25 protein-coding genes and 3 pseudogenes are annotated in these 24,770 nt (G+C 57.8%); 14 read left to right on the forward strand and 14 right to left on the reverse strand.

The window, feature by feature from the left end; genetic code table 11:
• Nucleotides 1-19: 19 nt before the first annotated feature.
• The 3 genes from ACYZT3_RS17055 to ACYZT3_RS17065 form a co-directional block, all read right to left on the reverse strand.
• Nucleotides 20-1,075, reverse strand: a complete 1,056-nt coding sequence (locus tag ACYZT3_RS17055) for a hypothetical protein (protein WP_462030346.1) — start codon at nt 1,073-1,075, stop codon at nt 20-22.
• An 86-nt stretch (nt 1,076-1,161) separates the two neighbouring features.
• The gene (locus ACYZT3_RS17060; RefSeq protein WP_282376050.1) at nt 1,162-1,719 is read right to left on the reverse strand and encodes a polysaccharide biosynthesis/export family protein; all 558 of its coding nucleotides are present in this window, start codon (nt 1,717-1,719) and stop codon (nt 1,162-1,164) included.
• 384 nt (nt 1,720-2,103) lie between these two features.
• The gene (locus ACYZT3_RS17065) at nt 2,104-2,574 is read right to left on the reverse strand and encodes a hypothetical protein (protein ID WP_282376052.1); all 471 of its coding nucleotides are present in this window, start codon (nt 2,572-2,574) and stop codon (nt 2,104-2,106) included.
• A 247-nt stretch (nt 2,575-2,821) separates the two neighbouring features.
• On the opposite strand from ACYZT3_RS17065, the pseudogene ACYZT3_RS17070 reads away from it, so the two are divergent.
• Nucleotides 2,822-3,043 (forward strand): annotated as a pseudogene (locus ACYZT3_RS17070) (cytochrome C); the annotation flags it as partial.
• Between the two features lies 1 nt (nt 3,044).
• On the opposite strand, the gene ACYZT3_RS17075 reads toward ACYZT3_RS17070, so the two are convergent.
• Entirely contained in the window at nt 3,045-3,698 is a 654-nt protein-coding gene (locus tag ACYZT3_RS17075) for a peroxiredoxin (protein WP_282376053.1), read from the reverse strand.
• Nucleotides 3,699-3,953: 255 nt separating this feature from the next.
• On the opposite strand from ACYZT3_RS17075, the gene ACYZT3_RS17080 reads away from it, so the two are divergent.
• Nucleotides 3,954-4,670, forward strand: a complete 717-nt coding sequence (locus tag ACYZT3_RS17080; RefSeq protein ID WP_462030347.1) for a glycosyltransferase family 25 protein — start codon at nt 3,954-3,956, stop codon at nt 4,668-4,670.
• 96 nt (nt 4,671-4,766) lie between these two features.
• Here ACYZT3_RS17080 and ACYZT3_RS17085 read toward each other — a convergent pair whose 3' ends face one another.
• A complete protein-coding gene (locus ACYZT3_RS17085) occupies nt 4,767-5,096 on the reverse strand; it encodes a hypothetical protein (protein WP_347806046.1) in 330 nt (109 codons plus the stop codon).
• A gap of 184 nt (nt 5,097-5,280) precedes the next feature.
• Here ACYZT3_RS17085 and potE point away from each other — a divergent pair, with 184 nt between their 5' ends.
• The 3 genes and pseudogenes from potE to ACYZT3_RS17100 all read left to right on the forward strand — a co-directional run.
• Nucleotides 5,281-6,690, forward strand: coding sequence for a putrescine-ornithine antiporter (gene potE / locus ACYZT3_RS17090; RefSeq protein ID WP_282376055.1), 1,410 nt, complete (start codon nt 5,281-5,283; stop codon nt 6,688-6,690).
• A complete protein-coding gene (locus ACYZT3_RS17095; protein WP_282376056.1) occupies nt 6,687-8,972 on the forward strand; it encodes an Orn/Lys/Arg family decarboxylase in 2,286 nt (761 codons plus the stop codon). Before potE ends, ACYZT3_RS17095 begins: the two co-directional genes overlap by 4 nt.
• 70 nt (nt 8,973-9,042) lie before the next feature.
• Nucleotides 9,043-9,579: pseudogene (locus tag ACYZT3_RS17100) on the forward strand (hypothetical protein); the annotation flags it as partial.
• Nucleotides 9,580-9,589: 10 nt separating this feature from the next.
• Here ACYZT3_RS17100 and ACYZT3_RS17105 read toward each other — a convergent pair.
• Complete coding sequence (locus tag ACYZT3_RS17105) at nt 9,590-9,970, reverse strand: RidA family protein (RefSeq protein ID WP_462030348.1); 381 nt, start codon at nt 9,968-9,970, stop codon at nt 9,590-9,592.
• Between the two features lie 148 nt (nt 9,971-10,118).
• Nucleotides 10,119-10,259 carry a hypothetical protein gene (locus tag ACYZT3_RS17110; protein WP_282376058.1) on the reverse strand — a complete coding sequence of 47 codons (141 nt, stop codon included), beginning with the start codon at nt 10,257-10,259 and terminating at the stop codon, nt 10,119-10,121.
• A 186-nt stretch (nt 10,260-10,445) separates the two neighbouring features.
• On the opposite strand from ACYZT3_RS17110, the gene ACYZT3_RS17115 reads away from it, so the two are divergent.
• The 3 genes from ACYZT3_RS17115 to ACYZT3_RS17125 all read left to right on the forward strand — a co-directional run bounded on the left by ACYZT3_RS17115 (nt 10,446) and on the right by ACYZT3_RS17125 (nt 12,195).
• Nucleotides 10,446-10,847: a hypothetical protein gene (locus tag ACYZT3_RS17115; RefSeq protein WP_282376059.1), complete on the forward strand. Its 402-nt coding sequence runs from the start codon at nt 10,446-10,448 to the stop codon at nt 10,845-10,847.
• 240 nt (nt 10,848-11,087) lie between these two features.
• Nucleotides 11,088-11,369, forward strand: coding sequence for a DUF3303 domain-containing protein (locus tag ACYZT3_RS17120; RefSeq protein ID WP_282376060.1), 282 nt, complete (start codon nt 11,088-11,090; stop codon nt 11,367-11,369).
• A 151-nt stretch (nt 11,370-11,520) separates the two neighbouring features.
• The gene (locus ACYZT3_RS17125; RefSeq protein WP_282376061.1) at nt 11,521-12,195 is read left to right on the forward strand and encodes a DUF3313 domain-containing protein; all 675 of its coding nucleotides are present in this window, start codon (nt 11,521-11,523) and stop codon (nt 12,193-12,195) included.
• Between the two features lie 94 nt (nt 12,196-12,289).
• Here ACYZT3_RS17125 and ligD read toward each other — a convergent pair whose 3' ends face one another.
• The 3 genes from ligD to ACYZT3_RS17140 are packed head-to-tail and all read right to left on the reverse strand — an operon-like array spanning nt 12,290 to nt 17,296.
• The gene (gene ligD, locus ACYZT3_RS17130; RefSeq protein WP_462030349.1) at nt 12,290-14,896 is read right to left on the reverse strand and encodes a DNA ligase D; all 2,607 of its coding nucleotides are present in this window, start codon (nt 14,894-14,896) and stop codon (nt 12,290-12,292) included.
• The gene (locus ACYZT3_RS17135) at nt 14,893-15,900 is read right to left on the reverse strand and encodes a methyltransferase (protein WP_462030350.1); all 1,008 of its coding nucleotides are present in this window, start codon (nt 15,898-15,900) and stop codon (nt 14,893-14,895) included. The genes ligD and ACYZT3_RS17135 overlap by 4 nt, the downstream gene beginning before the upstream one ends.
• Nucleotides 15,901-15,910: 10 nt before the next feature.
• Nucleotides 15,911-17,296, reverse strand: coding sequence for an iron-containing redox enzyme family protein (locus tag ACYZT3_RS17140; protein ID WP_462030351.1), 1,386 nt, complete (start codon nt 17,294-17,296; stop codon nt 15,911-15,913).
• 194 nt (nt 17,297-17,490) lie between these two features.
• On the opposite strand from ACYZT3_RS17140, the gene ACYZT3_RS17145 reads away from it, so the two are divergent.
• Nucleotides 17,491-17,943 (forward strand): cupin domain-containing protein, encoded by a 453-nt coding sequence (locus ACYZT3_RS17145; protein WP_282376065.1) that lies wholly within the window; start codon nt 17,491-17,493, stop codon nt 17,941-17,943.
• 46 nt (nt 17,944-17,989) lie between these two features.
• On the opposite strand, the gene ACYZT3_RS17150 is transcribed toward ACYZT3_RS17145, so the two are convergent.
• Nucleotides 17,990-18,310 carry a hypothetical protein gene (locus ACYZT3_RS17150; RefSeq protein WP_462030352.1) on the reverse strand — a complete coding sequence of 107 codons (321 nt, stop codon included), beginning with the start codon at nt 18,308-18,310 and terminating at the stop codon, nt 17,990-17,992.
• A 148-nt stretch (nt 18,311-18,458) separates the two neighbouring features.
• Here ACYZT3_RS17150 and ACYZT3_RS17155 point away from each other — a divergent pair, with 148 nt between their 5' ends.
• The 4 genes from ACYZT3_RS17155 to ACYZT3_RS17170 all read left to right on the forward strand — a co-directional run bounded on the left by ACYZT3_RS17155 (nt 18,459) and on the right by ACYZT3_RS17170 (nt 20,870).
• Entirely contained in the window at nt 18,459-18,884 is a 426-nt protein-coding gene (locus ACYZT3_RS17155) for a GNAT family N-acetyltransferase (protein WP_462030353.1), read from the forward strand.
• Between the two features lie 246 nt (nt 18,885-19,130).
• Nucleotides 19,131-19,850, forward strand: coding sequence for a phosphatidylcholine synthase (pcsA, locus tag ACYZT3_RS17160; protein WP_282376067.1), 720 nt, complete (start codon nt 19,131-19,133; stop codon nt 19,848-19,850).
• 76 nt (nt 19,851-19,926) lie between these two features.
• Nucleotides 19,927-20,313 carry a DUF488 domain-containing protein gene (locus ACYZT3_RS17165; RefSeq protein ID WP_282376068.1) on the forward strand — a complete coding sequence of 129 codons (387 nt, stop codon included), beginning with the start codon at nt 19,927-19,929 and terminating at the stop codon, nt 20,311-20,313.
• Between the two features lie 83 nt (nt 20,314-20,396).
• Nucleotides 20,397-20,870: a GNAT family N-acetyltransferase gene (locus tag ACYZT3_RS17170; RefSeq protein WP_282376069.1), complete on the forward strand. Its 474-nt coding sequence runs from the start codon at nt 20,397-20,399 to the stop codon at nt 20,868-20,870.
• 4 nt (nt 20,871-20,874) lie between these two features.
• Here ACYZT3_RS17170 and ACYZT3_RS17175 read toward each other — a convergent pair whose 3' ends face one another.
• Nucleotides 20,875-21,750, reverse strand: coding sequence for an alpha/beta fold hydrolase (locus ACYZT3_RS17175; RefSeq protein ID WP_282376071.1), 876 nt, complete (start codon nt 21,748-21,750; stop codon nt 20,875-20,877).
• A 389-nt stretch (nt 21,751-22,139) separates the two neighbouring features.
• Here ACYZT3_RS17175 and ACYZT3_RS17180 point away from each other — a divergent pair.
• A pseudogene (locus ACYZT3_RS17180) lies at nt 22,140-22,334 on the forward strand (hypothetical protein); the annotation flags it as partial.
• A 43-nt stretch (nt 22,335-22,377) separates the two neighbouring features.
• On the opposite strand, the gene ACYZT3_RS17185 reads toward ACYZT3_RS17180, so the two are convergent.
• Both ACYZT3_RS17185 and nspC read right to left on the reverse strand, forming a co-directional pair.
• Entirely contained in the window at nt 22,378-23,613 is a 1,236-nt protein-coding gene (locus ACYZT3_RS17185) for a saccharopine dehydrogenase family protein (RefSeq protein WP_462030354.1), read from the reverse strand.
• 27 nt (nt 23,614-23,640) lie between these two features.
• Nucleotides 23,641-24,738, reverse strand: coding sequence for a carboxynorspermidine decarboxylase (gene nspC / locus ACYZT3_RS17190; RefSeq protein ID WP_282376073.1), 1,098 nt, complete (start codon nt 24,736-24,738; stop codon nt 23,641-23,643).
• Between the last annotated feature and the right edge of the window lie 32 nt (nt 24,739-24,770).

Genomic DNA, 24,770 nt, shown 5'->3' on the forward strand with positions numbered 1-24,770 from the left:
TTTCTCACACACCTGAATTTCAGAGACCGGGATAACTATAAGTCACCGTCAACCCGACGACGTTTGCAGTGGCATCCGGCAAGCCATCTTGCTGGCGTTGTTTGTATGTGTAGGATAGGCGCGCAATCCAAAAAGGCGAGAGTTCTTGGCTAAACCAGGCACTGTAATTTTGCAGGGTATTAGGCGTCTGGCCTTTGGCGTCTTGCCAGGAGGCATCGAAGCCGAGGCGTCGGGTCTCGTCGACGGCATAACTCCATGTACCCCTCAGGGCATCAACCTCGACGAAACCACCGTCCCCGCTGGCGAGAGTGCTACGACTGGCGTCGATGCTGGTATCAATACGCTCACCGGCATATTGCAACGCAACACCGCCCTGGCCTTTGGGGCCGCTACCTGTGCCGGAGACTTGATTGAGACCCGCGTAGACTGTCCCCCTAAACCGCTCGGAGAGTTGGAAATTCAAGCCCGCCGTGGGGGTGTAGCTGTTTGAGGAACCCACCGCAGCCCCCTCCTCCGGTTCATAGCGCCTCACGCTAAAACGGGTGAACAGCTCGACCTGCTCACTCCATGCATAGTTCCAGCTAAAGCGGGTCGCCAGCTCGTCATAGTCGGTCAGTGAATCAACATCGTAAGTGACATGAGTGTAGTCAGTCTCGTTAACCAGGGTACTTCGCTCGCTGAGAGCAGTGCTCCAGTTGCCGCCCAGCAAATACATCTTTTGCGTGCCATCGGAGGCAACTACGCCGGTTTCCTGAACCACCGTGGAAAGCGTAGAGTTTTCTTCATATCTCGCCGTTAGCCCAAAAGCTCCCGTTTCGGTCTCGCGCTGCCACCCTAACTTTAATCTGGGGTCTTCACGGTCCGAAACGATGGACGTATCCGACGAACGCACGATATTTAACCCGAGACCGAACTGGAACTCATCCCGCCCGGAAGTACCCACGAGGCTGTAATCGGGAGCGATGATGGTACGGGTCACGCCCTTCTCGCCACTTGTAAGAAGCGTCGGGTTGCTGTCGTACTCGACCGTCGAAGGTACCGCTATTGCTGATTTCCAGGTGGCAGCATAGGCCATGTGCGAATACGACAAAGCCAGGATTGCCGTAGCAACCCCGGTCGTTCGAAATCCAAGCAAGATAATCCCTAGTGCCTCGCGCAAGGCTACGGCACGACCAGCGTATCGCCGGCCTTAAGTAGAAAATTGGTGGACATGTCATCCCCTGACATCAACTTGCTGTAGTTGACGTGCAGGATCTCCTGTTTAGTCCCATTGAGTCGCACGACCTTGATGTCATCCGTGTCGGCGAATTTGTCGAGCCCGCCCGCCATGCTTAATACCTGCAGCACTGACGTTTGACCTGGCATATGCACGGTGCCGGGTTTCGCCACTTTACCCTGAACGTAGACGAGATTACCTTCGGTGCCTGTAACGACAACGCTCACTTGCGGATCAGGTATAAATTTCTCAAGCTTGGCAGCGATTTTCTCCGCGACAGCGGTGGTATCAAGCCCCTTAACATCGACTTGCCCTGCCAGCGGGAAGGTAATGCTGCCATCGGGGAGTACGCGCACATCCTGTTTGAGCTTGTCTTCGCCCCAAACGGAAACAGAAAGATTATCACCCGGACTCAGCCGGTAAGTCGCGTCGTTTTCGACGGCACTGGAAAGGCTGGGCCAAACGGCCAGCGTGCAGAGCACAGGTATCAATGAACGGAACATCGGAATCCCTCCGCCTAAGTAGCCATGCAAGGAGTTTAGAACAAAAAACCGAGCCAAATCACTCTATCCTAATTTCACCCCAAAGAAACGACTAAACAACAATCACCTAGAGCGTCTGGGCGGCCCATTCCGCCAACGCAACTCACCCGCAACCAGCAGGGCACCCATGACAGCAGAAAAACGTTATTTAACAATAGCTTGGATTAAACAAACCGCGCCCAATGCTTACCGCGCCAAAGTTAACTACATCATGCCAGTTAGAACTGACTCAGCCAAAACACTGCGAACCTATGATCGCTGCCGATGCCCGCACAACTAACCGGCCTCAATAATTACCAACTAAGCATCATTGCAAGACAGGCAAACATCCGCAAAAAACGCCCCCTATACCTTCCGCCGGTTGGCGACCACAATAAAACCAAACAACGCGGAAGAAAATAACCATGCTGCTGCCTGAAGCGGTACGGCATTCGGCTGATTGATATAAGAATCAGATCCACCAGCCAACTCTTTATCCACTAACGGGTCACTGGTAACCGCTGCCATTAAACCGTCGCACGAAAAAGTATTGACGGTACTACCTGCACCCGAGCCAGCATCCATCATGCTGTTGGGCTGGTCCTCATCCAAGATAGCGGCGATCGAAGAAGCCAACCGTAGGCCACTTCCAACCGTTAACGGCGCGCCACTCGGGTGCTCTTCGAGAGCCTTGCCAAGTTGAGAGCCGACCCCTTCGCAAGCTTTGCTTATGCGATTAATTTCATTGGGCAAACTGGTCGCCTGAACACTAGCAACGGCCGTGCCATTGAGGATCACAGAAAACAACACGAATTTAATGACAAGTGTTGGGCGCATAACACCGCCTCCTTGCGTAGGGGGGTTATTCTTCTGTCGGGTGAAGGAATCTTTATCGGCTAAAATGAGCCTATGTGCACATCGCCATTACGTCAATAGCTCGTCACCATAATAAATCGAAATTTAATTTTACGGAGGATGGCGTCAAAATAGCGACACACCAAACACGCTAGTTAAGTAAATCTATCCGTATGAAATAGCTCGCCTCCGACCTGGCGCAGCGCCATGCACCGGGCGATGAAGCACCGTCGGCAACGTTCTGAAAGCACCCGGCGGGTGAGATTTTTTTTGGTGCGGGTTCCCGGCATGTCGCAGTCCGTGCTGAAGAATGCGTAACTGGCCTTACAGCGCCGAAGAAGTTTCGGCGCTGCACCAGGAAACCCTGCTTAATCTCCCAGGCACCCGCGCCGAGCGGATCAAGGCAAGGCGCGCAAAAGGCATCACGCTTGAAGACGGGATGAATGACTGACTTACTTCGGTTGCGCCACCGTGCGCAAATAAGGTTTCACCGTCTTGAAGCCATCCGGGTATTTCTTCTTTGCGTCCTCGTCGGAGACCGACGTAGGAATGATCACGTCCTGACCCGGACGCCAGTTCACCGGGGTAGCGACAGTGTGCTTGGCGTTTAGCTGAATAGCGTCGAGCAGCCGTAACACTTCATCGAAGTTGCGCCCGGCACTCATCGGGTAGACCAACATCGCCTTGATCTTTTTGTCCGGGCCGACAATAAACACCGACCGCACCGTGGCGTTGTCCACGGCAGTACGAGCGCCCCCACTGGCATTCGGGTGAATCATGTCGTAGAGCTTGGCCACCACCAGGTTCTCGTCACCAATCATGGGGTAGTTGACCGCATGACCCTGTGTCTCTTCGATGTCTTTGGCCCAGGTCTGATGGTTACCGACGGGGTCGACGCTGAGGCCGACAATCTTGGTGTTGCGTTTGTCGAACTCTGGCTTGAGCCCGGCCATGTAACCGAGTTCAGTGGTGCAGACAGGGGTGAAGTCTTTCGGATGCGAGAACAGGATGGCCCACTTGTCGCCGATCCATTCGTGGAAATGGAGCGTGCCTTCGGTGGTTTCGGCGGTGAAATCCGGTGCTTCGTCGCCAATACGAATGGTCATGTGCGTTCTCCTCGTTGTGAAGGGTAGGAAACTCTCGGAACGAACCAGTATAGGAGACCTTGAAGACTTCGCTCTGCACCCCGCCGTAGGGACGCGCGCCGATTTACGAGACCAAAACCTCTTCAGGAAATGCTGCTCTATACTGCAATCCGGGGTCGATACCGCCTGTCGGCAGTGCATACCGTACGATTTTTTCCGAATTCTGCGAGCTCCCCAATCCAACCGCCCTGATTGTCTGCGCTGAGGACCTGACAGATGAATGTGATCGACTATTTTGATGGAGCAAGAATCATCAATATTTCATCAAGAAAGGATCGCCGTTTAGAAACAGTAGAAGAATTCGCTCGCTACGGCTTTCACATTGATGATGAAAAAATAGGCTTTTTTGAGGCTGTTACGCCCAGTGAGGAAAATGGCTTCCCGAGCGTCGGGGCCAGGGGCTGCTTTTTGAGTCATCTGGGGGTGCTGGAAGAGGCAATGCGCCTGAATCTGAAAAATATCTTGATCATGGAGGACGACATACAGTTTTCCAGACGCATTTCTGAATATGGGAGACAGGCCATCGAGTCTCTGGAAGGTATGGAGTGGGACATCGTCTATTTTGGGCATCCGTTTGAAGGAAATTCAAACTTGCCCGATTGGAAAGTAGTCGACCGCCCCATACATTTGTCCCATTTCTATGCTGTAAACGGGAAAAGCATTGGGAAACTGAGGGAATTTTTATTACAGATTCTGGAGCGGCCGCCGGGACATCCTGACGGAGGTCCGATGCATTATGACGCTGCTCTCAATACGCTTATTCAAAAGAATAAAGAGATTGTGGCTTACTATTTCACCTGGAATTTCGGCTACCAACGGCCCTCGCGGACGGACCTGCATGAACTTTCCATCTTTGACAGGACGCCTCTCCTGCGGCCGGTAATGGATATGCTTAGGAAATTAAAGGCAAAAAACCTGAGAAGAACTCGATAGTGTTCTGTTACTGCTCTCTCCTTAGGGAAGGTCTGATGTATTTACCCGGCACGGCGCAGGAGCCGTGTCCGGGTGATGGTAGCGGACCGCACCTCGTCATTTGCGCGCCAACTTATACCGGACACATTCCTCATAAAAACTCTCGCGCAGGGCTGCGGGCTTCATCCGCGAATGACTGTCATAGGTCTGCTCGGTAATGCCCATTGCCATCATGTGCATCCACGGCTTGCTGAACTTGTAGGTATGTAACTTCTGCCGTGCTGCATACAGTGAAACCCCGGACAGTTTGAGTTCCTGGGCTCTCGCCGCGGTACCTGCGCCCCAGCTGCAGAGGTAACGATCATTCGATGCCAGTTCTTTGGCCTGGACAGAGGCGGCAACGCTCGCCAGGCCTAACGAAATCAGCGCAACCATCACATTCCGCATTTGCATTCGATCCCAACCAACTGAAAATAAATTGATTTTGGTCAAAAGTTTTAAACTTCGGGGCCAGCAAAATGCCTTAAGTGAGCTATAGCCTGTTTTTCTCAGTGCCTTGCGGACATTTCTTGCGGCATATCAATCCTTTGCTATAGCTAACTCTTCTCAATGCATCCAGTGAGGCAACGGAATGTCAGTCGCAAAGAAAATGACGGTGGGCCAGCTGACGATGTTGACAGCCGTCAACATGTTGGGCTCAGGCATTGTGCTGCTACCCACAAAACTCGCCGAAGTCGGCGGTATTTCCATTCTTTCCTGGCTGATCACGGCCACCGGCTCCCTGGCGCTGGCCTATGCCTTTGCGCGCTGCGGGATGCTCAGCCGAAAGACCGGGGGCATGGGCGGCTATGCCGAGTACACCTTCGGCAAGGCGGGCAACTACATCACGAACTACACCTATGGGCTCTCGCTGTTGATTGCCAATGTGGCGATCAGTATTACGGCGGTCGGCTATATCCAGGAACTGTTCCACATCAAGCTTGATTCACTGCAAGTGGGTCTGGCGACCATCGCTCTGCTGTGGATCACCACGTTCGCCAACTTCGGCGGCGCACGGATTACCGGCCGGATCGGTGCGATCACGGTTTGGGGGGTAATTGCGCCGGTGGTGCTGGTGTCCACCATAGGCTGGTACTGGTTCGACAGCAGTGTCTACGCCGCCGGCTGGAACCCGCACAACATGGGCTGGTTCGAAGCCGCAGGCGCTTCGGTGGCGATCACCCTGTGGGCATTCCTGGGTCTGGAGTCGGCGTGCGCCAACACCGACGCTGTGGAAAATCCGGAGAAGAACGTACCCATTGCGGTACTTGGCGGCACCCTCGGCGCGGCGGTGATCTACATCGTCTCCACCAACGTCATCGCCGGTATTGTCGATAACCCTGCACTGGCCGCCTCCACCGCCCCCTTCGGCCTGGTCTTCGCCAAGATGTTCACCCCGCTGGTCGGCGACATTGTGATGGCCGCGATGGTACTCGCCTGCATCGGTTCGTTGCTGGGTTGGCAGTTCACCATTGCTCAGGTGTTCAAAAGCTCGGCGGACACCGGTTACTTCCTGTCGATCTTCGCCAAGTCAAACAAGGCCGGAACGCCGATTGTCGGCATGTTGGTGCTGCTGGCCGCGCAGACGGCACTGGGCTTTCTCACCATCAGCCCGGACCTGAGCAAACAGTTCGACACCCTCGTCAACCTCGCGGTGGTGACCAACCTGGTGCCGTACATCCTGTCCATGGCCGCCTTGATGACCATGCAGAAGGTGTCCAACGTACCGGCAGGCAAGGCGCTGGTCACCAACATCATTGCGTGGGTGGCGGCGTTTTATAGCTACTTGGCGCTCTACAGTTCGGGCGAGCAAGCGTTGATGCTCGGCGGCGTGGCGACCATCTTCGGTTACACGCTGTTCGGCTTCGTCAACAACCGCCTGATCCGCCTCGAAGCGCTCAATAACAGCGTACCGACGCAGACCGTCAGCGCTCAGCACCTCACGGGCAAACCGGTGCCGGTCAACAACTTGCAAGCAGTCACAGTGGAGGCTCAATCATGACGGAACATCGACATACGCTCGGGATGCTCACGCTGTTGGTCAGCAGCCCGCCGGACAAACGCACCGTCTTTGGTCGCGCCCTGAACCAGTTGGTCAACGATGTGGAGGAACGCGCCGTCAGGGTGCTGGCGTCGGAAACCTTGAGCGACGCCACGTCGATCCTGCGGTCGGACCCGGCCATTCAATGCGTGCTGCTCAGTTGGGAAATGGATAAAAGCGAAGGCCACGAGGAATGCATCAAATTGCTGGTCAGCCTGCGTGCGCGCAACACTCGGGTGCCGGTCTTTTTGATCAGCGACCGCAGCACTGCGGCGAGCATTCCGCTGGTGGTCATGCAGCATGCCGACGACTTCATCTGGCTGCCCGAGGACACCAGTCGCTTCCTCAGCGGGCGCATCCTGGCGGCCATTGAACGCTATCGCCAAGCCGCGTTGCCCCCCATGTTCGGGGCGCTGGTGAAGTTTTCCCGGACCTATGAATACTCGTGGCACACCCCCGGCCATGCTGGCGGCACGGCATTTCTCAAGAGCACAGCGGGCCGGGCATTCTACGAGTTTTTCGGAGAAAACCTGTTGCGTTCCGACCTGTCGATTTCGGTCGGAGAACTCGGTTCCCTGCTCGATCACAGTGGCCCCATCGGCCAGGGCGAGCGCTACGCCGCCAAGGTCTTCGGCGCGCACCGTACCTATTACGTCACCAACGGATCGTCAACCTCCAACCGTGTCATCCTCATGGCCAGCGTCACACGCAATCAGATTGCCCTGTGCGACCGCAATTGCCACAAATCCGCCGAGCACGCGATGACCCTGTCCGGGGCCATTCCGACGTACCTGGTGCCGACCCGCAATCGCTACGGCATCATCGGCCCGATCCTGCCGCAAACCCTGAGCAGCGATGGCGTCAAAGCCGCCATCGCCAACAACCCCTTGGTCAAGGAAGGGATCGACCCGACACCGATCCACGCCATCATCACCAACTCCACCTACGACGGCCTGACCTACAACGTCACCCGCGTCGAAGAGCTGCTGGGCCAGAGCGTCGACCGCCTGCATTTCGATGAAGCCTGGTACGGTTATGCGCGTTTCAACCCGTTGTATCGCGAGCGCTTCGCCATGCACGGCAATCCGGACGATCACGATGACTCGAAGCCGACCGTGTTCGCCACTCAATCGACGCACAAGTTGCTGGCAGCCCTGTCCCAGGCATCGATGATTCACGTGCGCAACGGCCGTAACCCGATCCATCACGGGCGTTTCAACGAGTCGTTCATGATGCACGCCTCGACCTCGCCCAACTACGCGATCATGGCCTCCTGCGACGTCAGCTCGGCGATGATGGAAGCGCCCAGCGGCCAGATTCTGACCACCGAATCCATCGAAGAAGCCATCAGCTTCCGCCAGGTCATCTCGCGCATGCACAACGAGATGCTGAGCAAGGATGAGTGGTTCTTCACGTGCTGGCAGCCACCGTCGGTACCGGTTGGCGCGGTGTCAGTGCCGTTCCATGAAGTAGATCCGGTGCTGTTGAAGACCGAGCCGAACTGCTGGGTGCTTCACCCCAACGAGGTGTGGCACGGTTTCGGTGACATCGAAGAAGGCTACTGCATGCTCGACCCGATCAAGGTCTCGGTGCTGAGCCCCGGCATGGGCGACGACGGCAACCTGCTCGACTCGGGCATCCCCGCCTGCGTGCTCACGGCGTACCTCGGACGTCAGGGCATCGTCGTCGAGAAAACCACCGATTTCACCATTCTGTTCCTGTTCTCGATCGGCATCACCAAAGGCAAATGGGGCACCCTGGTCAACGCGTTGCTTGACTTCAAACGTGACTATGACGACAACGTCGACCTGGAGCTGTGCCTGCCTGACTTTCTAAGCGCCAACCAGCAGCGCTACGCCGGCATGGGCCTCAAGGACCTGGCCGACGATATCTTCGCCGCCATGAAACAACACAAAACCACCGCCACCATGGCCCAGGCGTTCGGCATGCTCCCGCAAGCCGAATTCAGCCCGGTGGAAGCCTACGAAAAGCTGGTCAAGAACGAAATCGAACGGGTCACACTGGAAGAAGCCGCCGGGCGGATCGTTGCGACCGGGATCGTGCCCTACCCACCCGGTATTCCACTGTTGATGCCGGGTGAAAACGCCGGGCCAGCGGACGGTCCGTTGCTGGCCTATCTCAAGGCGCTGGAAAGCTTCGACAAATCCTTCCCGGGTTTCACCCATGACACCCATGGGATCGAAAGCGAGGGCGGGGTTTATCGCTTGCTGGTGTTGAAGTGAATTAAAACCTGTCCTCTATGGCCGTCCATCACGGTGATGTGACGGCCGTTGGTAGTTATGATCCCGGCATTACCGCGGCCGCATGGACGTCGCCCTGGCGATCACCGCCACGGAGCCACCCAATGTGTTCAACCATAACCTGGAGACCGTTCCGCGCCTGTACTAAGCCTCGCGCCCGGGGTCGGATTTCGAGTGGTCGCTGGTTCTGCTGCTGAAGTTCAAGTTATTGGTCCCGCGTGTACCGACCAAATCCGGCCTGATGCTGGGCCTTGGCGAGACTGGCGAGGAAGTGATCGAAGTCATGCAGCGAACGCGTGAACACGATGTCGACATGCTCACCCTCGGCCAGTACCTGCAACCGTCGCGCAGCCACTTGCCGGTCCAGCGTTTCGTGCACCCGGACGTGTTCGCCTGGTTCGCCGAGGAAGGCACCCGGATGGGCTTCAAGAACGTTGCATCCTGTCCTCTGGTGCGCTCGTCCTACCATGCTGATCAACAAGTTCAAGGGGTAATTGGAAAGACCTGGCGAGTCTGTCGTTGTTGCATGAGCCAAACGCTCGGCAGCCCGCCCAGTGGCGGCCGCTCGTTGAGCGGGACCGCCGGATAAGTCTGCAGATTCAGCCCTTGGCCGCCATCGCGGTGACTTCCACGCGCATGCCTTCGACCGCCAGGGCGGCGATGCCAACGGCGGCGCGAACCGGCCAGGGCTTGGCGAAGAAGCGCTGGTAGACTTCGTTGAAAGCGGCGCGGTCAGCCATGTCGGTGAGGTAGATGGTCAGATGCAGAACCCGGTCCATGGAACTGCCGGCGTGCTCCAGCGCTACCTTGAGCGCCTGCAGGGTGCACTCGCTTTGCTCGATGATGCCGCCCAGTTCCAGGCTGCCGTCGGCGCGGGTGGGGATCTGAGTGGAGACCAGCAGGCTACCGAAACCGGCGACGTCGGAGGAGATGGATTCCGGATCGGGGTCGGGGAGGAAGGTGATGTCGTGGTTTGCCATGGGGATCTCTTGCTTGAGGGGGTAAAGGGGGTCGTCGAGTATAGAGCGGTCGGCCCGACATGTTTAGCAGGCTGGGCCAGCCTTACGGTCCTTTGCATCGACCATGACTGACCCGACTTCGCCGGATTTGTACTTAAATCCCCCCGACTCAAGGCGCATTGACCACGACATAAGTCACATCGCTGCCCTGATACTGCGGTTGATACCAGGTTGAACCGCCTTGCATGTACGCCGTGTTGTATTGGATGACTTGCACGCAATGGGTGGGCAGTTGCGCAGGCGTGAACATGCACCCGACCACCGCCGTGGCGATCGGATGGTTTGGCTTTCATTGATCCCGCTCCTGGCCTGTGCACGTGCTTAACGCCCCGGTACCAAGGCTGATTATCAAGCCTAAACGCGGCGTGACCCATTCGCCAGAAGGGCAAAAAACCCTATGGGCAAACCCGAGCGGAGCACTCTATGATTGAAGCCCATGACGACCACCCCTCCGATTCGCCAACCCTGCCCGCCCGGCGCCTGCGATTGCGGGCGTGACCCGCTGCTGGAAACACCGGGTGCTGACGTGCGCATCCTGTTTCTGACTCGTTCAGAGGAAAAGCGCCTGATCGAACGCCTGGAAAACCTCCAGAGCCTGAGTGACCTCGAGCGTCTGCAACAGCGGATGTACGAGCAGTTGGGTATCCGCGTGAGCATTGCCCCCGGTTTCAACGAAGTACGCACCATGCGTGGTATCGGTATTAACCTCGGCGAACAACCGGGGTTATGCCGCAGAACCCGTCAGTCGATCCCGGCCGCGATTCGCCGCGCACTGGAGAAGCGTCCAGAGATTGCCTACGCGCTGCTCAATGCCAACGACCTGTTGCGCGATGCGTGAAATCAGCCCGATGAACCTTGTTTCGCGGGTGAAACACGTGTCATCCACGACCCTGTACAAAAGCAACGAAACAGGATCAGCGGTCATACGCGGAGTCTGAGCCGCTGCTATGCCTTCTCATGGGAGAAACGGTTTCAAGCCAGTCAAGGATGAAGCTGGAAATACACGCGTGACCGTGGTCCCGGCGCCAGCCAGGTGCGCGAAGAGAAACAGGTGCCAATCCGTAGCAGGAGGTGGCAAATGTTATTCATGGTCAGTTGGTCCATCAGTCCGGAAAATCGAAACACCGTGATCAAGCGCTTTCTCGAAACCAAAGGTGCTCCACCCGAAGGCGTCAAGATGTTGGGGCGCTGGCATGCCGTCGGTGGTTCGAACGGTTTTGGCATCGCGGATGCCAGTGATGCCGTACAGATTCAGAAGTGGGTACTGCAATGGAACGACCTCATGAACATGGAAGTCCATGCAGTGTTGACCGATGAACAGGCGGCGCCGCTGCTGGCCGCTGCTGTCGGCAAGCAATAGTCGTTGGAGCGGCGAGCCAGCTCGCCGCTCCATGCCTGCGTATTGGCAACCGAACGTTTACCGTGCCCATGGGCGAATCCTGGCGTTGCGGCCGGAGCCACCTATGCTCTGAACCGGGGTACCGACATCAATCCATGGAGCACACACCACAATGAACCTGTCCCGAAAACTGTTTATTGGCGCTACGCTGGCCAGCCTGCTCCTCGGCGGTTGCACCTCGAAAGTCACCGAGCGTGAGCAGTATTCCGGCTTCCTCTCCAACTACAACAACTTGCAACAGGTCACCACCACCAGCGGCGAAACAGCCATGCGCTGGGTCAGCCCGTCCTGGAATCCTGATGCCTATAACACCGTGACCTTCAACAAGCTGGAGCTCTACCCGGCGCCCCAGCCCAATGAGCGGGTCAATCGGCAAACCCTGGACGAGTTACAGAGCTACATGACCAGCAAGGTCAAAGGCGTGCTGGGCCAGAAATACCGGGTGGTGTCGAGCGCAAAGTCAGCGCCGGCCGGTTCAAAAACCTTGATCATGCGCGCGGCGATCACCGGGGTGAATGCCGAAAACGAGGGCATGAAGTGGTATGAAGTGGTTCCGGTCGCCGCTGTCGTGGGGGGTGTTTCCGCTGTCAGTGGCCATCGCGATCAGGACTCCACACTGTTCATCGAGGCTGAGTTTATCGACGCCAGCAACAACCAGACTGTGGCCAAAGTGGTGCGCAAAGTCTTTGGCAGCACACTGTCAAACGCCAGCCAGAAGATCACCACCAAGGATTTCAAAGCGGCGATCGATAAACTGGGCACCGATTTGCAGGCGTTTATCAGATAGTCCGATTGCTTTTTGTAGGCGCACGGCTTGCCGGCGATGACGTTCTCAAGGGCGCTTTCGCCGGCACGCCGTGCTCCTACAAAGGTGTGTATGGCTACTTCTTTATCCCTACCCGTCGCCGCATCTCGGCGGTGATCGACTGCCGGGTTTGCTTCAGGTCCGCCCAAGGTTTATCACCGACCTCGGCCAGGCGTTCATGCACAGTGTGCACGTTCCATTGATTCCCTCCCTTGAGCTCACCCACCTCCTCCCGAAAGATCGGCACTGACACCGGCAGTCCTTCCCGGGTGCGCGCGGCGTAGGCGCAGATGGTCGTGGCGCCCAGACCGTTGCGCAGGTAATCGATGAAGATCCGCCCTACCCGGTTCTTCGGTCCGGACACAGCGGAAAAACGCTCCGGCAGCAACTTGGCCATGTGGCTGACAATCGCGTGGCTGAAGTCCTTCACCTCGTCCCAACCGAGCTTGCGGGTCAGTGGCACCACCAGATGAATCCCTTTGCCGCCGCTGGTCTTGAGGAACGCCTTGAGCCCCAACTCATCGAGTACCGACAGGGTCAATTGAGTCGCCTCCACCATGCTTTTCCAGGGCAGCGCCGGGTCCGGGTCGAGGTCGAGGACGAAGCGGTCGGGTTTGTCGAGGTTGTCCGAGGTAGCGTTCCAGGTGTGCAGTTCAACGGTACTCATTTGCACGGCACCGATCAGGGCTTCGGCATTATTGATGATCATCACCGGTTGGCCGGTGAGTGCCTTGTCCAGGGTGGTGATCCCCGGAATGGCCAGGCGCTCGGCGTTTTTCTGGAAAAACAGTTCGCCGGCGATGCCGTCCGGGGCGCGAACCAGCGCCACTGGCCGGTCCTTCAGTTCGGGCAAAATCCATTCGGCGACGCTGGCGTAATACTCGGCCAGTTGCACTTTGGTGGTGCCGCTGCTTGCATCGATCACCCGGTCCGGGTGAGTGATGCGCACCTTGCCCGCGCCGAGGCCGATTTGTGATGGCGCGGGTGCGGGTGCGGCTTGGGTGGTTTTCTTTTTGGTCGCGGCAGAGGGTTTTTCTGCGGGGGCTTTTTTAGCGGCTTTGGGCTTCACGGCTTTTGGACGCTCCTCGGTAATGTCGTCGGCAGGTTTGTCGTCACGCAGACCATGGAACACCGCATGGCGGACTGAACCTTCTTTGGTCATTTCGGCAAAAGCCACCTCAGCCAGCAGCGTGGGTTTGAGCCAGTGCACACCCTTGGCGTCAAAACCGGTCGGTGGATTGACCACTGAACTCTTTTTGGTTTGCAACGGTTTCAGTTGCTCGTAGATGCGCTTGAGCGTCGTCTCGTTGAACCCGGTGCCGACCTTGCCTGCGTAACGCAACTCACCGCTGTCGCGGTCATGCAGTCCCAGCAGCAGCGCACCAAAGGCATTGCGCAAACCTTTGGGATCTGTGAAGCCAACGACGACGAACTCCTGCCGATGCTTGCACTTGAGTTTGATCCAGTCGCCGCTGCGCCGTGAAACGTAAGGCGAGCCCAGACGCTTGCCGATCAACCCTTCCATCTGCATTTGGCAGGCACTGTTGAGCAACGCTTCCGGTTCTTCACTAAAGGCATCGGAAAAGCGCAGCAACGGGTCTTTATTGGGGGTGAGCACCGTCGACAGCGCAACCCTTCGCTCCTCGACAGGCACCTCGCACAGGTCCACACCGTTGAGGTAAGGCATGTCGAACAGGTAGTAAACGATGTTGCCGCTGCGGCCCGAGTCGAAGGCGTTTTGCAAGGACTGAAAGTCCGGCACGCCCAGCTCGTCGGCGACCACCATCTCACCGTCGAGCCAGGCGGATTCGAGACCCAGCGAAGCCAACGCCTCGGCTTGTTTGAGCAGTTTGTGGGTCCAGTCGTAACCGTTACGGGTGAAGAGTTTGACCTCGTCGTGGTCGATGCGGGCCATGATCCGATAGCCATCGAATTTGATCTCATAGCTCCACTCGCCGTCCGGGGCTTTTTCGACCAGCGTCGCCAGTTCCGGTTTGAGCAGGTCCGGCAATTTGGCTTTGCGGGCGCCCGTCAATGGCGCCGACTGTTCCTTGCGCGCCGCGGCGGCGGGTCTTTTGATGGGTTTGGGTGTGGCAGCGGTCTTCGGCTTTTTGGCCACGATGGTCCGATCACTGAGCACGCTGTCGGGCTCGGCGGCGACCACGTCGTAATCGCTTTCGGGTTTGGCTGCGCCGTCCTGATGCTTGATCAGAAACCATTGTTCCTGCTTGCCCGGCATGTGCGTGCGCACCAGGTTCCACAGGCCGCCGAGCTTCTCGCCTTGCAGCTCGAACTTCAGCTTGCCCTTGGCGTACGCCTTGGCCGGGTCGTCCTGAGGAATCCACACCCCTCGGTCCCAGACAATCACATCACCGGCGCCGTAATGCCCCTCGGGAATGCTGCCCTCAAAGGTCGCGTAATCAATCGGATGGTCTTCGACATGGACCGCCAGGCGCTTGACCTTGGGGTCCAGTGACGGGCCTTTGGGCACCGCCCAGCTTTTCAGCGCGCCATCGAGTTCCAGGCGAAAGTCGTAATGCAGGCGCGAGGCGTCGTGCTTCTGGATACAGAACTGCAAGGCATGGTCTTTCGCTTTTTTTTTGACCCCGCGTTTGGCGGCGGCCGGTTCAGAGGTCGCCGAGAAGTCGCGCATGCGATTGTAATCGTCCAGGCTCCTGGTCATGGCGCACCGGCTGATGACGTAACGGGTCCCCCGATACCTGCGCCGATACCTGCGCCGATGCGCGTGACGATCAGGGCGACGACGGCAATTCGTTCCACCCGCTGATAGCCAGGGGTCAACAGTTCTTCGCCGAACACATCAGGGTCTAGTTCGTGGTAAGTCCAGCCGAACATCGGCGATTCCAGACGCGGCGTCACCGCGTCCAGAAAAGGATCGAGACCGTCAATCATCGCCACGCCGGTGTACAGCACCAAAGAGCCACCGGGGGCCAACCGATACAGGGCTTGCTCGACAATGCGCAACGACAATTGCGCGCCGAGCGCCCCGCCGCCATGCCGGTAAGCACGCTCGGCCGGGTCGGCCATGTAGGGTGGATTGGCGACGATCAGGTCGAAGTTGCCGTCGACGTCCTGCAGCACATCGCTGGCCTCTATGCTGACGTTAGTCACCTCGGCGAGCGCGGCGTTGACTGCCGTCATGCGTAACGCCGAAGGGTTGATGTCCACGGCCAGCACTTCGGCTTCACGGCGAGCGCGGGCGATCACAATCGCCCCAACGCCCGCACCGCAGCCGATGTCCACGGCGCGCCTGATCGGCGCGAGGCTCTGTTGCAGATGGGCGTGAATCAGCCGGGCAAAACGGTAGGTGTCAGGTCCGAAGAACACCGCATCAGCGGCATCGGTGGGGTAGCCCGAATGCACGAACAGCAGGTCATCGAGGCTTGACCAGCGCACATGACTTCTCAGTCGACCATTGCTTTCCCCGAGGACGCCCGCCTGTTGCAACTGCCGCTGTTCATCCACCGACAACAGATCGGGCTCAAACGGCCGCGACCAGCCGAATACTTCGCGCAGGGTCCGGGCGCTTTGTCCGAAGGCGCGATCATTGACCCGCTGGTGGGTCAGCGGCGTTGGCGTAATGAATCGGTAACCGTCGGCCTGCAAGCGGCGCCCCAATTGCAGTAAGGCCAGGTCGGCAGCGCTAAGCTGTTCTTCCTGATTCATGAGGGGCTCCCTATCGAAATCCGGATTTGAGTTCGATGAACCGTCGCGTGGCCATCAGACCAGCCGGGTGAGCGTGCCGATGGGCAGACAGCCATGGGATCAACACTTGCATTTGCTCGTCGGAGGAAAGCCCATTAAGTGTAGCTTGCAGGCGTTGGACATCCGGGTCATTGGCGGGCACTGGCGGTTCGGTCGCGACGCTGGTGCCACGTCGAACCGCTGCCGGCGATCGCTCAGGTCGCCAGTCTCCGGCGATCCAGTCGTGCAGCAGCTGTTTTTCGTAGGGGCTGAACACCCCGAACATGCCCGCGCCGTCGCCATCGATCAGTTGCCAGAAACGGCTGGCGTGCGGGTCCTGATGACGTTTGATCCAGCCCTTGTTTTCCAGGGCGCTAAGGAAGCCCGGCAACTGCTCCGGCGACGACAACCATTGATTAACGGTATTGCCTTCAAACCGGCAGTAATCGGAATGCATGTGCTGACCAAACGGGCGCTTGCGTTCAAGCATGTTCAGCAACTCGCCGTACACGTCGAACGACTCGATGATCGCGCGACTGCCCTGCCCCAGATCGTTGAGACGATAACCCAACGCGACCCTGCGCAGAAAATCTTCACGGTCGGCTTCCACTGGCAGCAATTGCAGCACCGACTGCACGGCCTTTTGTGCGTGGCCAGTGCTGGCATTGTCGATGGTCACGTGCAGGGTGAAGTAATACGGATCGATACCCAGCTCGCTGAGTTCATAGGCGCTGATCAGCAAATGCAGCGGCAGCTGTTCATAGCCGAGGTTGTAGCCGATCACCTCCGGCAAAAAATCGTCGCTGCAATAACCGAGCGCCAATTGCACCGCACCTTGCAGGTAACGCTCGTCTGCGATGAAGCCGTTGTCTTGCAAACCATGCTCGGCGAGCAGCTTGCGGTAGATCACCACATGATTTTGCGCCGGGTTGCCGTCGCCCAACTCTTCCAGATAGGTGCAAATCAGGCCTTCGAAACGAGGGTCATGCCAGTGCTGCAACAGGCCATACAGCCATGCTCCGTCGACCAGTTTGGTCGGGGCAACGGCTTGCAGGAAAAACAACGCGTGCGCCTTGTTAGTGAAGAACTGCCGAGGCCCGCCGTCCTTGCGTTTTTGCAGGTAGTCGGCGTATTGGCGAGCGACCTCGGCGCAGTGCTGTTCGACAAAGATTTGCAGTGCCGACAGGTCTTGCGGTATGTCCGCGGGCAGGTCCGCTGCGTGCGCAAGTTGAGCCTCGAGGAAGGTTTTGCCGAGTGCGCGCTGGTGTTCGGTATCGCCGCTCAGTAATAACTGTTCATAGATAAGCTTCATGCTGCCGGCGGTCGGAATCGAGCGTTCGTGGGCCGGCTGGGATTCAATTCGTGTCAGGGCAGTCATGGGTACGTCTCTCGGTCTGAGGCCAGTGGCAGGACGCTGAATCAGCACGTCTCTTCATCAGCAGAGCGACACGCCCGGAAAAAAATTCCATCGGCGTTGAAATCGCCCAGACAGACGGGCTAGTGGCGCGGCACCCGGCGCCACATCAAGTGAATATACTCAGCGGGTGTTGACTCATCCTTCGGAGAGCAATCATGCGCACGGTTCATGTCATCGAGCCCGAAAAAACCCCCGACCCGGTCAATGTCGTGGGTGAGACCATCACCATTCTCGCGGGCGGGGATCTGAGTAAACCTTTTGAAATGCATATCCAGGAGGGCGTGCAAGGGGGTGGGCCGCCCCCGCATTTTCACCCTTGGGACGAGGCGTTCTACGTCATTGACGGGCAGGTGGAAGTAACGGTTGCGGGCAAGTCCACCACCGTTTCGCCTGGGGGTTATGTGCATATCCCTGGTGGGTCCATTCATGCTTACAAGAACGTCAGCGCCACCGCGAAAATGATCGGTGTGGTGTCTGATCCGCGCGGTGGTCAGTTCTTTGCGGCGGTGGATCAGCTCAAAGTGCCGGAGGATCTGCCGCGGATACTGGAGATCGCCGAGAGCTTCGGGGTTACGTTTCTGGTGCCGAAAGCCCCTGAAGCCCGGTAGAGGCCAGGGTTTCAGCAGCTTCAGTCAGTGTGATGGCGAGCGATCATTAGGCCACGCCACCTTGGGCCTGTTGCTCCAGGTGCACTCGCAGCTCTGGATCGATACTCAACGCCGCAGCCAGTTCATAGTTGGTGCCACCACCTGACCGGGTCTGGGTCGAACCGCCCACGACTGAGCCACCGCCCAGCAGACCACCGAGCAAACTACCCAGGCCGCCGGCCCCGGCACTTGAACCGGCGCCACCGCCCAACAGGCCGCCGAGCAATCCACCGAGGCCGCCTTGGGCCGACGCGCCCCCGCCACTCTGTTGCGCCATTGAGCCTTGGCCGGCTCGCAGAAGTTGTTCGAGCAGATCGCTGGTGTTCATGACGATGTCCTCATCAATGGGAGTGATCCAGTCAGGCAACAATAGTCCTCGCCGGCAAATGCGCCACCACCGTTTGGCTGACCCTGATGACCATCGGCTGCGAGTGTTCTACCCTCGCTAACCCGATGCCCACAGGATCAACGAACACATGGACCGCACTCAGATTGTCGTCAGCGACGTTATCGAACCTGAAGTCGAGCAAGTACTCAGCGCCGGGTTGAGTGCCTTCAATGATCAGATGACCGGAATCAACGACCGCCAGTCGCTGGCGGTAACCGTCCGCGACCCGGAGACCCATCAGGTGCTGGGCGGTATTACCGGGCGTACGTCACTAGGCCTGCTGTTTCTCGATCTTTTCTACTTGCCCGACTCACTGCGTGGCTCCGGGCTCGGCTCTCGACTGCTCAAGGCGTACGAAGACGAAGGTCGTCGTCGCGGTTGCCGCTCGGCGGTGCTCTATACCCTCAGTTTCCAGGCCCCGGAGTTCTATGAAAAAAACGGCTGGCAGCGATTCGGGGAAGTGCCGTGCGACCCGCAAGGCACGAGTCGGGTGTTTATGAGCAAGGTTCTGTAAATGAGCCTGTCTGCACCGGGTCAATCCGGAGATCGCCACGTTTGAGTAAAAAGATCGCCCTGCGCCGATGTTTCATTTAACACCCCGAATTTATCCAGAGTATTTTTTTGCCGCCCAGCTAAGATTTACAGTTGGTGAACCTTATCCCCGGATACCCGGTCGATACATGCAACCTGACTTGGTTTGCCGACACCCCCAACTGAAGGGGTGATAACAGGCTTGCTTCACTTTCTGGAGAACGCCCCCGTGATATCGACCCTACACATCGCCAGACTCAAAGCATGGGGCGCCCATGGTTTTACCGCCACTGGCGTGGTCACCGCCTTCCTCGCAACACTCGCCTTGCTGGAAAACCAGGCCACAAACTGCTTGCTGTGGCTGGGCGTCGCCCTGATTGTCGATGGCCTGGACGGCGCGTTGGCGCGCAAGGTCAATGTCCAGTCGGTGCTGCCAGGTTTCGATGGCTCAATCCTCGATCTGGTCATCGACTACCTGACGTATGTGTTTATCCCAGCGCTATTCATCTATCGCTACATACCTCTGCCGGACTACACGCTGCTGCTGACCGTGTCGCTGATTCTGGTCTCGTCGCTGTTTTGCTTCTGCAACGTCAACATGAAGAGCAAAGACAACTACTTCCAGGGCTTCCCCGCCGCCTGGAACGTGGTAGCCCTGTGCCTGTACATCATCGCCCCGTCGCCGTGGATCACTTTTCTCACCGTCATCGGCCTGGCGCTGTTGACCGTGACCCGGATGAAGTTCCTCCACCCGTTCCGCGTGCGCAAGTTCATGCCGATCAACATCGCCGTGACGGCGATATGGCTGCTGTGCAGTTTGTCGCTGGTGGTCAACCATCCGGTGATCAACCCGATGGTGATGGGGCTTTGGCTGCTGATGTCGGCTTACTTCCTGGGGATCTGCATCTGGCGCACGGCGCTGGAGTGGTTCGAAAACTCGCGCAATTAAAGGCTCCAGAGCGTGGCCGACTGCTCCCGCACACCGCAGAAGTCGGCCATACAGGCTTGAGGGGAACACATCCACCATGCCCATCCATATCGTGCAACTCGGCTCACCGCGCGCCGCCAATGAAGGCCTGCGTCTGGGTACGGTACGTCGCCCGCCGCGTGGCGTGCCGAAGGCCGAGTTTGCCAGTCGTGATTTTTATGACGTGTGGCAGCCGCTGCTGTCTCCCAGTGCAGAGTTGGTCGCAGAAGCCAAAGCGGCGGAAGACGCCAAGGCGTGGGAAGCCTTCAAGCGCAAATTCAAGACTGAAATGAACCACCCGGCGCCCAGCCAATTGCTCGATTTGTTGGCTGCGTTGTCCCATCAAACATCAATGGCCATTGGCTGTTATTGCGAGGATGAAGAGCATTGCCATCGGTCGGTATTGCGGAAGTTGTTAACGGCGCGCGGGGCGCAGCTCAAATAGAAGCTGGCGCAGGTACTCCGACATTGACCGCTCAAGATCGGGCTAAAGGATTGCGGTAAGGACACAAGGATTGGGGTCTTCAAATGAATAACCAGATACGACTCGCCACCCCAGACGATGCGGCAGCAATAAGCCAGGTCATCATTCAATCGCTGCGCAAGTCCAATGCCCTGGACTACCCGCCCGAAGTCATCTCGCAGGTAGAGAAAAGCTTTTCTGCCGAGGCCATCCGCGCGTTGTTGAAACAACGCTCGGTATTTGTCGCAACCATCGATAAGCGCGTGGTCGCCACGGCCAGCCTAGATCAAGACGTTGTGCGCAGCGTATTCGTCGAGCCAAGCCATCAGGGGTGCGGGCTCGGCAGGCAACTGATGGCGATGCTTCAATCTGTCGCCCTAGGCGCAAAAATCGAGGTACTGCGCGTCCCCTCCTCCATTACCGCAGAAGCCTTTTACTTCAAGCTGGGCTATCGAAAAGTCCGCGACGAATTTCACGGTGCCGAGCGCACGATCATCATGGAGCAGCGTCTGACACCCATTGTCGACGCCTCGAACTAATGGCTCATACGTGATTGACCTGGATATCTGAGGCAACACGGCCCTGCGTCCTGGAAGCTGGCTGCAGAAAACCGAGCAAGGCCTGCCGAGTGTCATGCCAGGCCGCCGGGTGTTCCATATCGAGGAAGTGCCCGGCATTCTTGATGGTATGGAACTGGGACTGAGGGGCATGATCGGCAAAAAGCCAGGCGTCTTCTACTGAGGTGTACTCATCCCATTCGCCGTTGACAAACAGCAGCGGGATGTCGATGGCCCCGGCACAGGCGACGTAGCAATGGGTGTCTTGGGTCAGCACCTCATTGACGTGGAAATGCATCTGCCTGTACTCGTGTTCGGCCAGACTGCGGATATGGCGGTCATTAAAGCGTTTGAACAGCGATGGCAGGTGCTTGCCGATCGTGCTGTTGATCAAGCGACCGACATTGAGGCGGTCGCAGGCCTGGAGATGACTCAGGCCGCTTTCCAGGTAATCGCGCATCGGCGTATTGATCCGCGCTGCGAATGAATTGATCACCGCCTTCTCGATTCGTCGCGGCCGCTGGGCCAGCGCCACCAAGGTAGCCGCGCCGCCCCAGGAAAAGGACAGCACGTGGTGCACACAAAAGTGTTCGATTAATTCCAGCAGTATCGCTGCCTCGTCTTCCTTTCGGATCGGTTGGCCGTGGAGATTGTGTTGCCTCGACTGACCGGCGTAGGGCTGGTCGTAGAGAACCACATTGAATCGCGGCTGCAGATAACGCACCGTTTGGGCAAAGGATGCGGTTGTTGCCAGCGAGCCGTTGACCAGAATGATGGTCTTGTCAGCTGCAGTGTTGAGATAGTGCTCGGTATAAACCTTGTACTTCCCGCAGATCTCGACGATGGCAGTTTTCGGCATCATGTCATTTTCTTCCTTGAACCCATTGGACTAAGCGCACAGCGTGAGGGATGCCCACAGGGCCCTATCGCAGAAAGCACAACACGTGGACCTGACAGTGAAGTGCCAAGCCAATACATTAATAACTCAGGGTGGTTTTCAAGCGTCAACGCATAGGCCTCCTCGGGCTTAACCTGGCAACACGAGCAAGCAACAACAGCGTAAGGGTGCTCCGATGGCTGACGTGACCAATGAGTCACTGACTGACCATCGATTCAGAGTTAAGCAGGGATTTCTCCGTCTGCAAGAACGCAGACGAGTTATTGCGTCGGCCCCTAGGCCCTGAACGGGCTCAGATCCCGGAATTACAGTTGCAAAAAAACCGCCCGTAGGCGGTTTTGGCCGTGTGCCCTGTTGCAGAGGCGTTGGAGCGCGGACAACGGGTCAGAGCCGGTGGCCGCGAGTGGAGCACGCAGCTTGAAATACGCTCCTGCTGTGCCAAAACCAATCAAAACCCGACCATGTTGAAGCTATGGAAAACCCTGGAGATAGCTTCAAATTACGCACAAACCAAAACGCCGCTCAAAGAGCGGCGTTTTGGCGTATAGAGCGGGAAACGAGATTCACCTGTTGTTGCGAGCCTCAGGTGTTTCAGCTCCAGGGACGGTCTCCATTCTCATCCTTGATGCGGGTTGGCAGGCCCATCACGTCCAGCGCCTTGAGGAACGGCTCAGCCGGCAGCTCTTCGACGTTGACCATACGCTGCACGTCCCACTCGCCACGGGCGACCAGCAAGGCTGCAGCCACGGGCGGCACGCCAGCGGTATAGGAAATGCCCTGGCTGTCAGTTTCTGCGTAGGCGTCCTCATGATCGGCCACGTTGTAGATGAACACCTCGCGCGGCTGACCATCCTTGGTGCCCTTGACCAGATCACCGATGCAGGTCTTGCCGGTGTAGCCGGGGGCCAGCGAGCTCGGATCAGGCAGCACGGCCTTGACCAATTTCAGCGGCACGACTTCCAGGCCTTCAGCGGTCTTGACCGGTTGCTCCGAGAGCAGGCCAAGGTTCTTGAGTACGGTGAACACATTGATGTAGTGCTCGCCGAAGCTCATCCAGAAACGCACGTTGGGCACGTTGAGGTTCTTCGACAGCGAGTGAACTTCATCGTGGCCGGTCAGGTACAGGTTCTGCGCCCCTACGACCGGCAGGTCGTCAGTGCGTTTGACTTCGAACATCGTGTTGCTCGTCCACTGGCTGTTCTGCCAGCTCCACACCTGACCGGTGAATTCGCGGAAGTTGATTTCCGGGTCGAAATTGGTGGCGAAATACTTGCCATGGGAACCGGCATTGACGTCGAGAATGTCGATCGAATCAATGCGGTCGAAATACTGTTGCTGCGCCAGCGCTGCATAGGCGTTGACCACACCCGGGTCGAAACCCACACCGAGAATGGCGGTGATGTTCTTCTCTTTGCACTCCTCGAGGTGGTTCCACTCGTAGTTGCCATACCAGGGCGGCGTCTCGCAGACTTTACCCGGTTCTTCGTGAATGGCGGTGTCCAGGTAGGCCACGCCGGTATCGATGCAAGCACGCAGCACCGACATGTTGAGGAAAGCGGAACCGACGTTGATGACGATCTGCGATCCGGTTTCGCGGATCAGCGCCTTGGTCGCTTCGACATCCAGGGCGTTCAGCGAGTAGGCCTGGATATCAGCGGGCACTTTGAGGCTGCCCTTGGCCTTGACGCTGTCGATGATGGCCTGGCACTTGGAGATGTTGCGCGACGCGATAGCAATACGACCGAGTTCATCGTTGTGCTGCGCGCACTTGTGGGCCACCACCTTGGCGACACCTCCTGCACCAATGATAAGCACGTTCTTCTTCAATTTTTCTCTCTCTCCTTCTCAGCCAGCTTACGAAAGGCTGGACATGTAGTCGTTATAACCAAACTCACGAACCACCTCGACACTACCGTCGAGTTGTTTCACCACGATGGATGGCATTTTCAGGCCGTTGAACCAATTCTTCTTGACCATGGTGTAACCCGCGGCGTCGATGAACGACAACCGATCGCCGATGGCCAGCGGGCGATCAAATTGATACTCACCGAAAATGTCTCCGGCCAGGCAGGATTTGCCGCACACCATGTAGGTGTGCTCGCCTTCGCTGGGCGCCAGCTTGGCATTCAGGCGATAGATCAGCAGATCGAGCATGTGTGCTTCAATGGAGCTGTCCACGACCGCCAGGTGCTTGCCGTTGTAGAGGGTGTCGAGCACGGTGACTTCCAGCGACGCGCTCTGAGTGATGGCGGCTTCGCCCGGCTCCAGGTAGACCTGCACGCCGTATTTCTGCGAGAAGGCCTTGAGGCGCGCGCAGAATTCGTCCAGCGCATAGCCTTCACCGGTGAAGTGGATGCCGCCACCGAGGCTGACCCACTCGACCTTGTGCAGCAGATGACCGAATCGCTCCTCGATGGTGCACAGCATCTGGTCGAACAGGCCGAAGTCGCCGTTCTCGCAGTTGTTGTGGAACATGAAACCAGAGATCTGGTCGATGACCTGCTCGATCTTCACCGGGTCCCACTCGCCCAGACGGCTGAACGGCCGCGCCGGGTCGGCCAGCAGGTAATCCGAGCTGCTCACTTGCGGATTGACCCGCAGACCGCGCACCTTGCCTGCTGACGCCTCGGTGTAGCGCTGCAATTGGCCAATGGAATTGAAGATAATCTTGTCGCAGTTCTCGAGCATCTCCTCGATCTCGTCGTCGGCCCAGGCCACGCTGTAGGCGTGAGTCTCGCCCGCGAACTTCTGTCGACCGAGTTTGAGCTCGTAGAGCGACGACGACGTGGTGCCGTCCATGTATTGCTGCATCAGGTCGAACACCGACCAGGTGGCGAAGCACTTGAGTGCCAGGAGGGCCTTGGCCCCGGACTGTTCGCGCACATAGGCGATCTTCTGCATGTTCGCCAGCAGCTTTTGCTTGTCGATGAGGTAGTACGGCGTTTTGATCATTTCGAGGCGCCTCCGGCAAGGCCAACCAAAAA

It is taken from the genome of Pseudomonas sp. MDT1-16 (assembly GCF_054898115.1).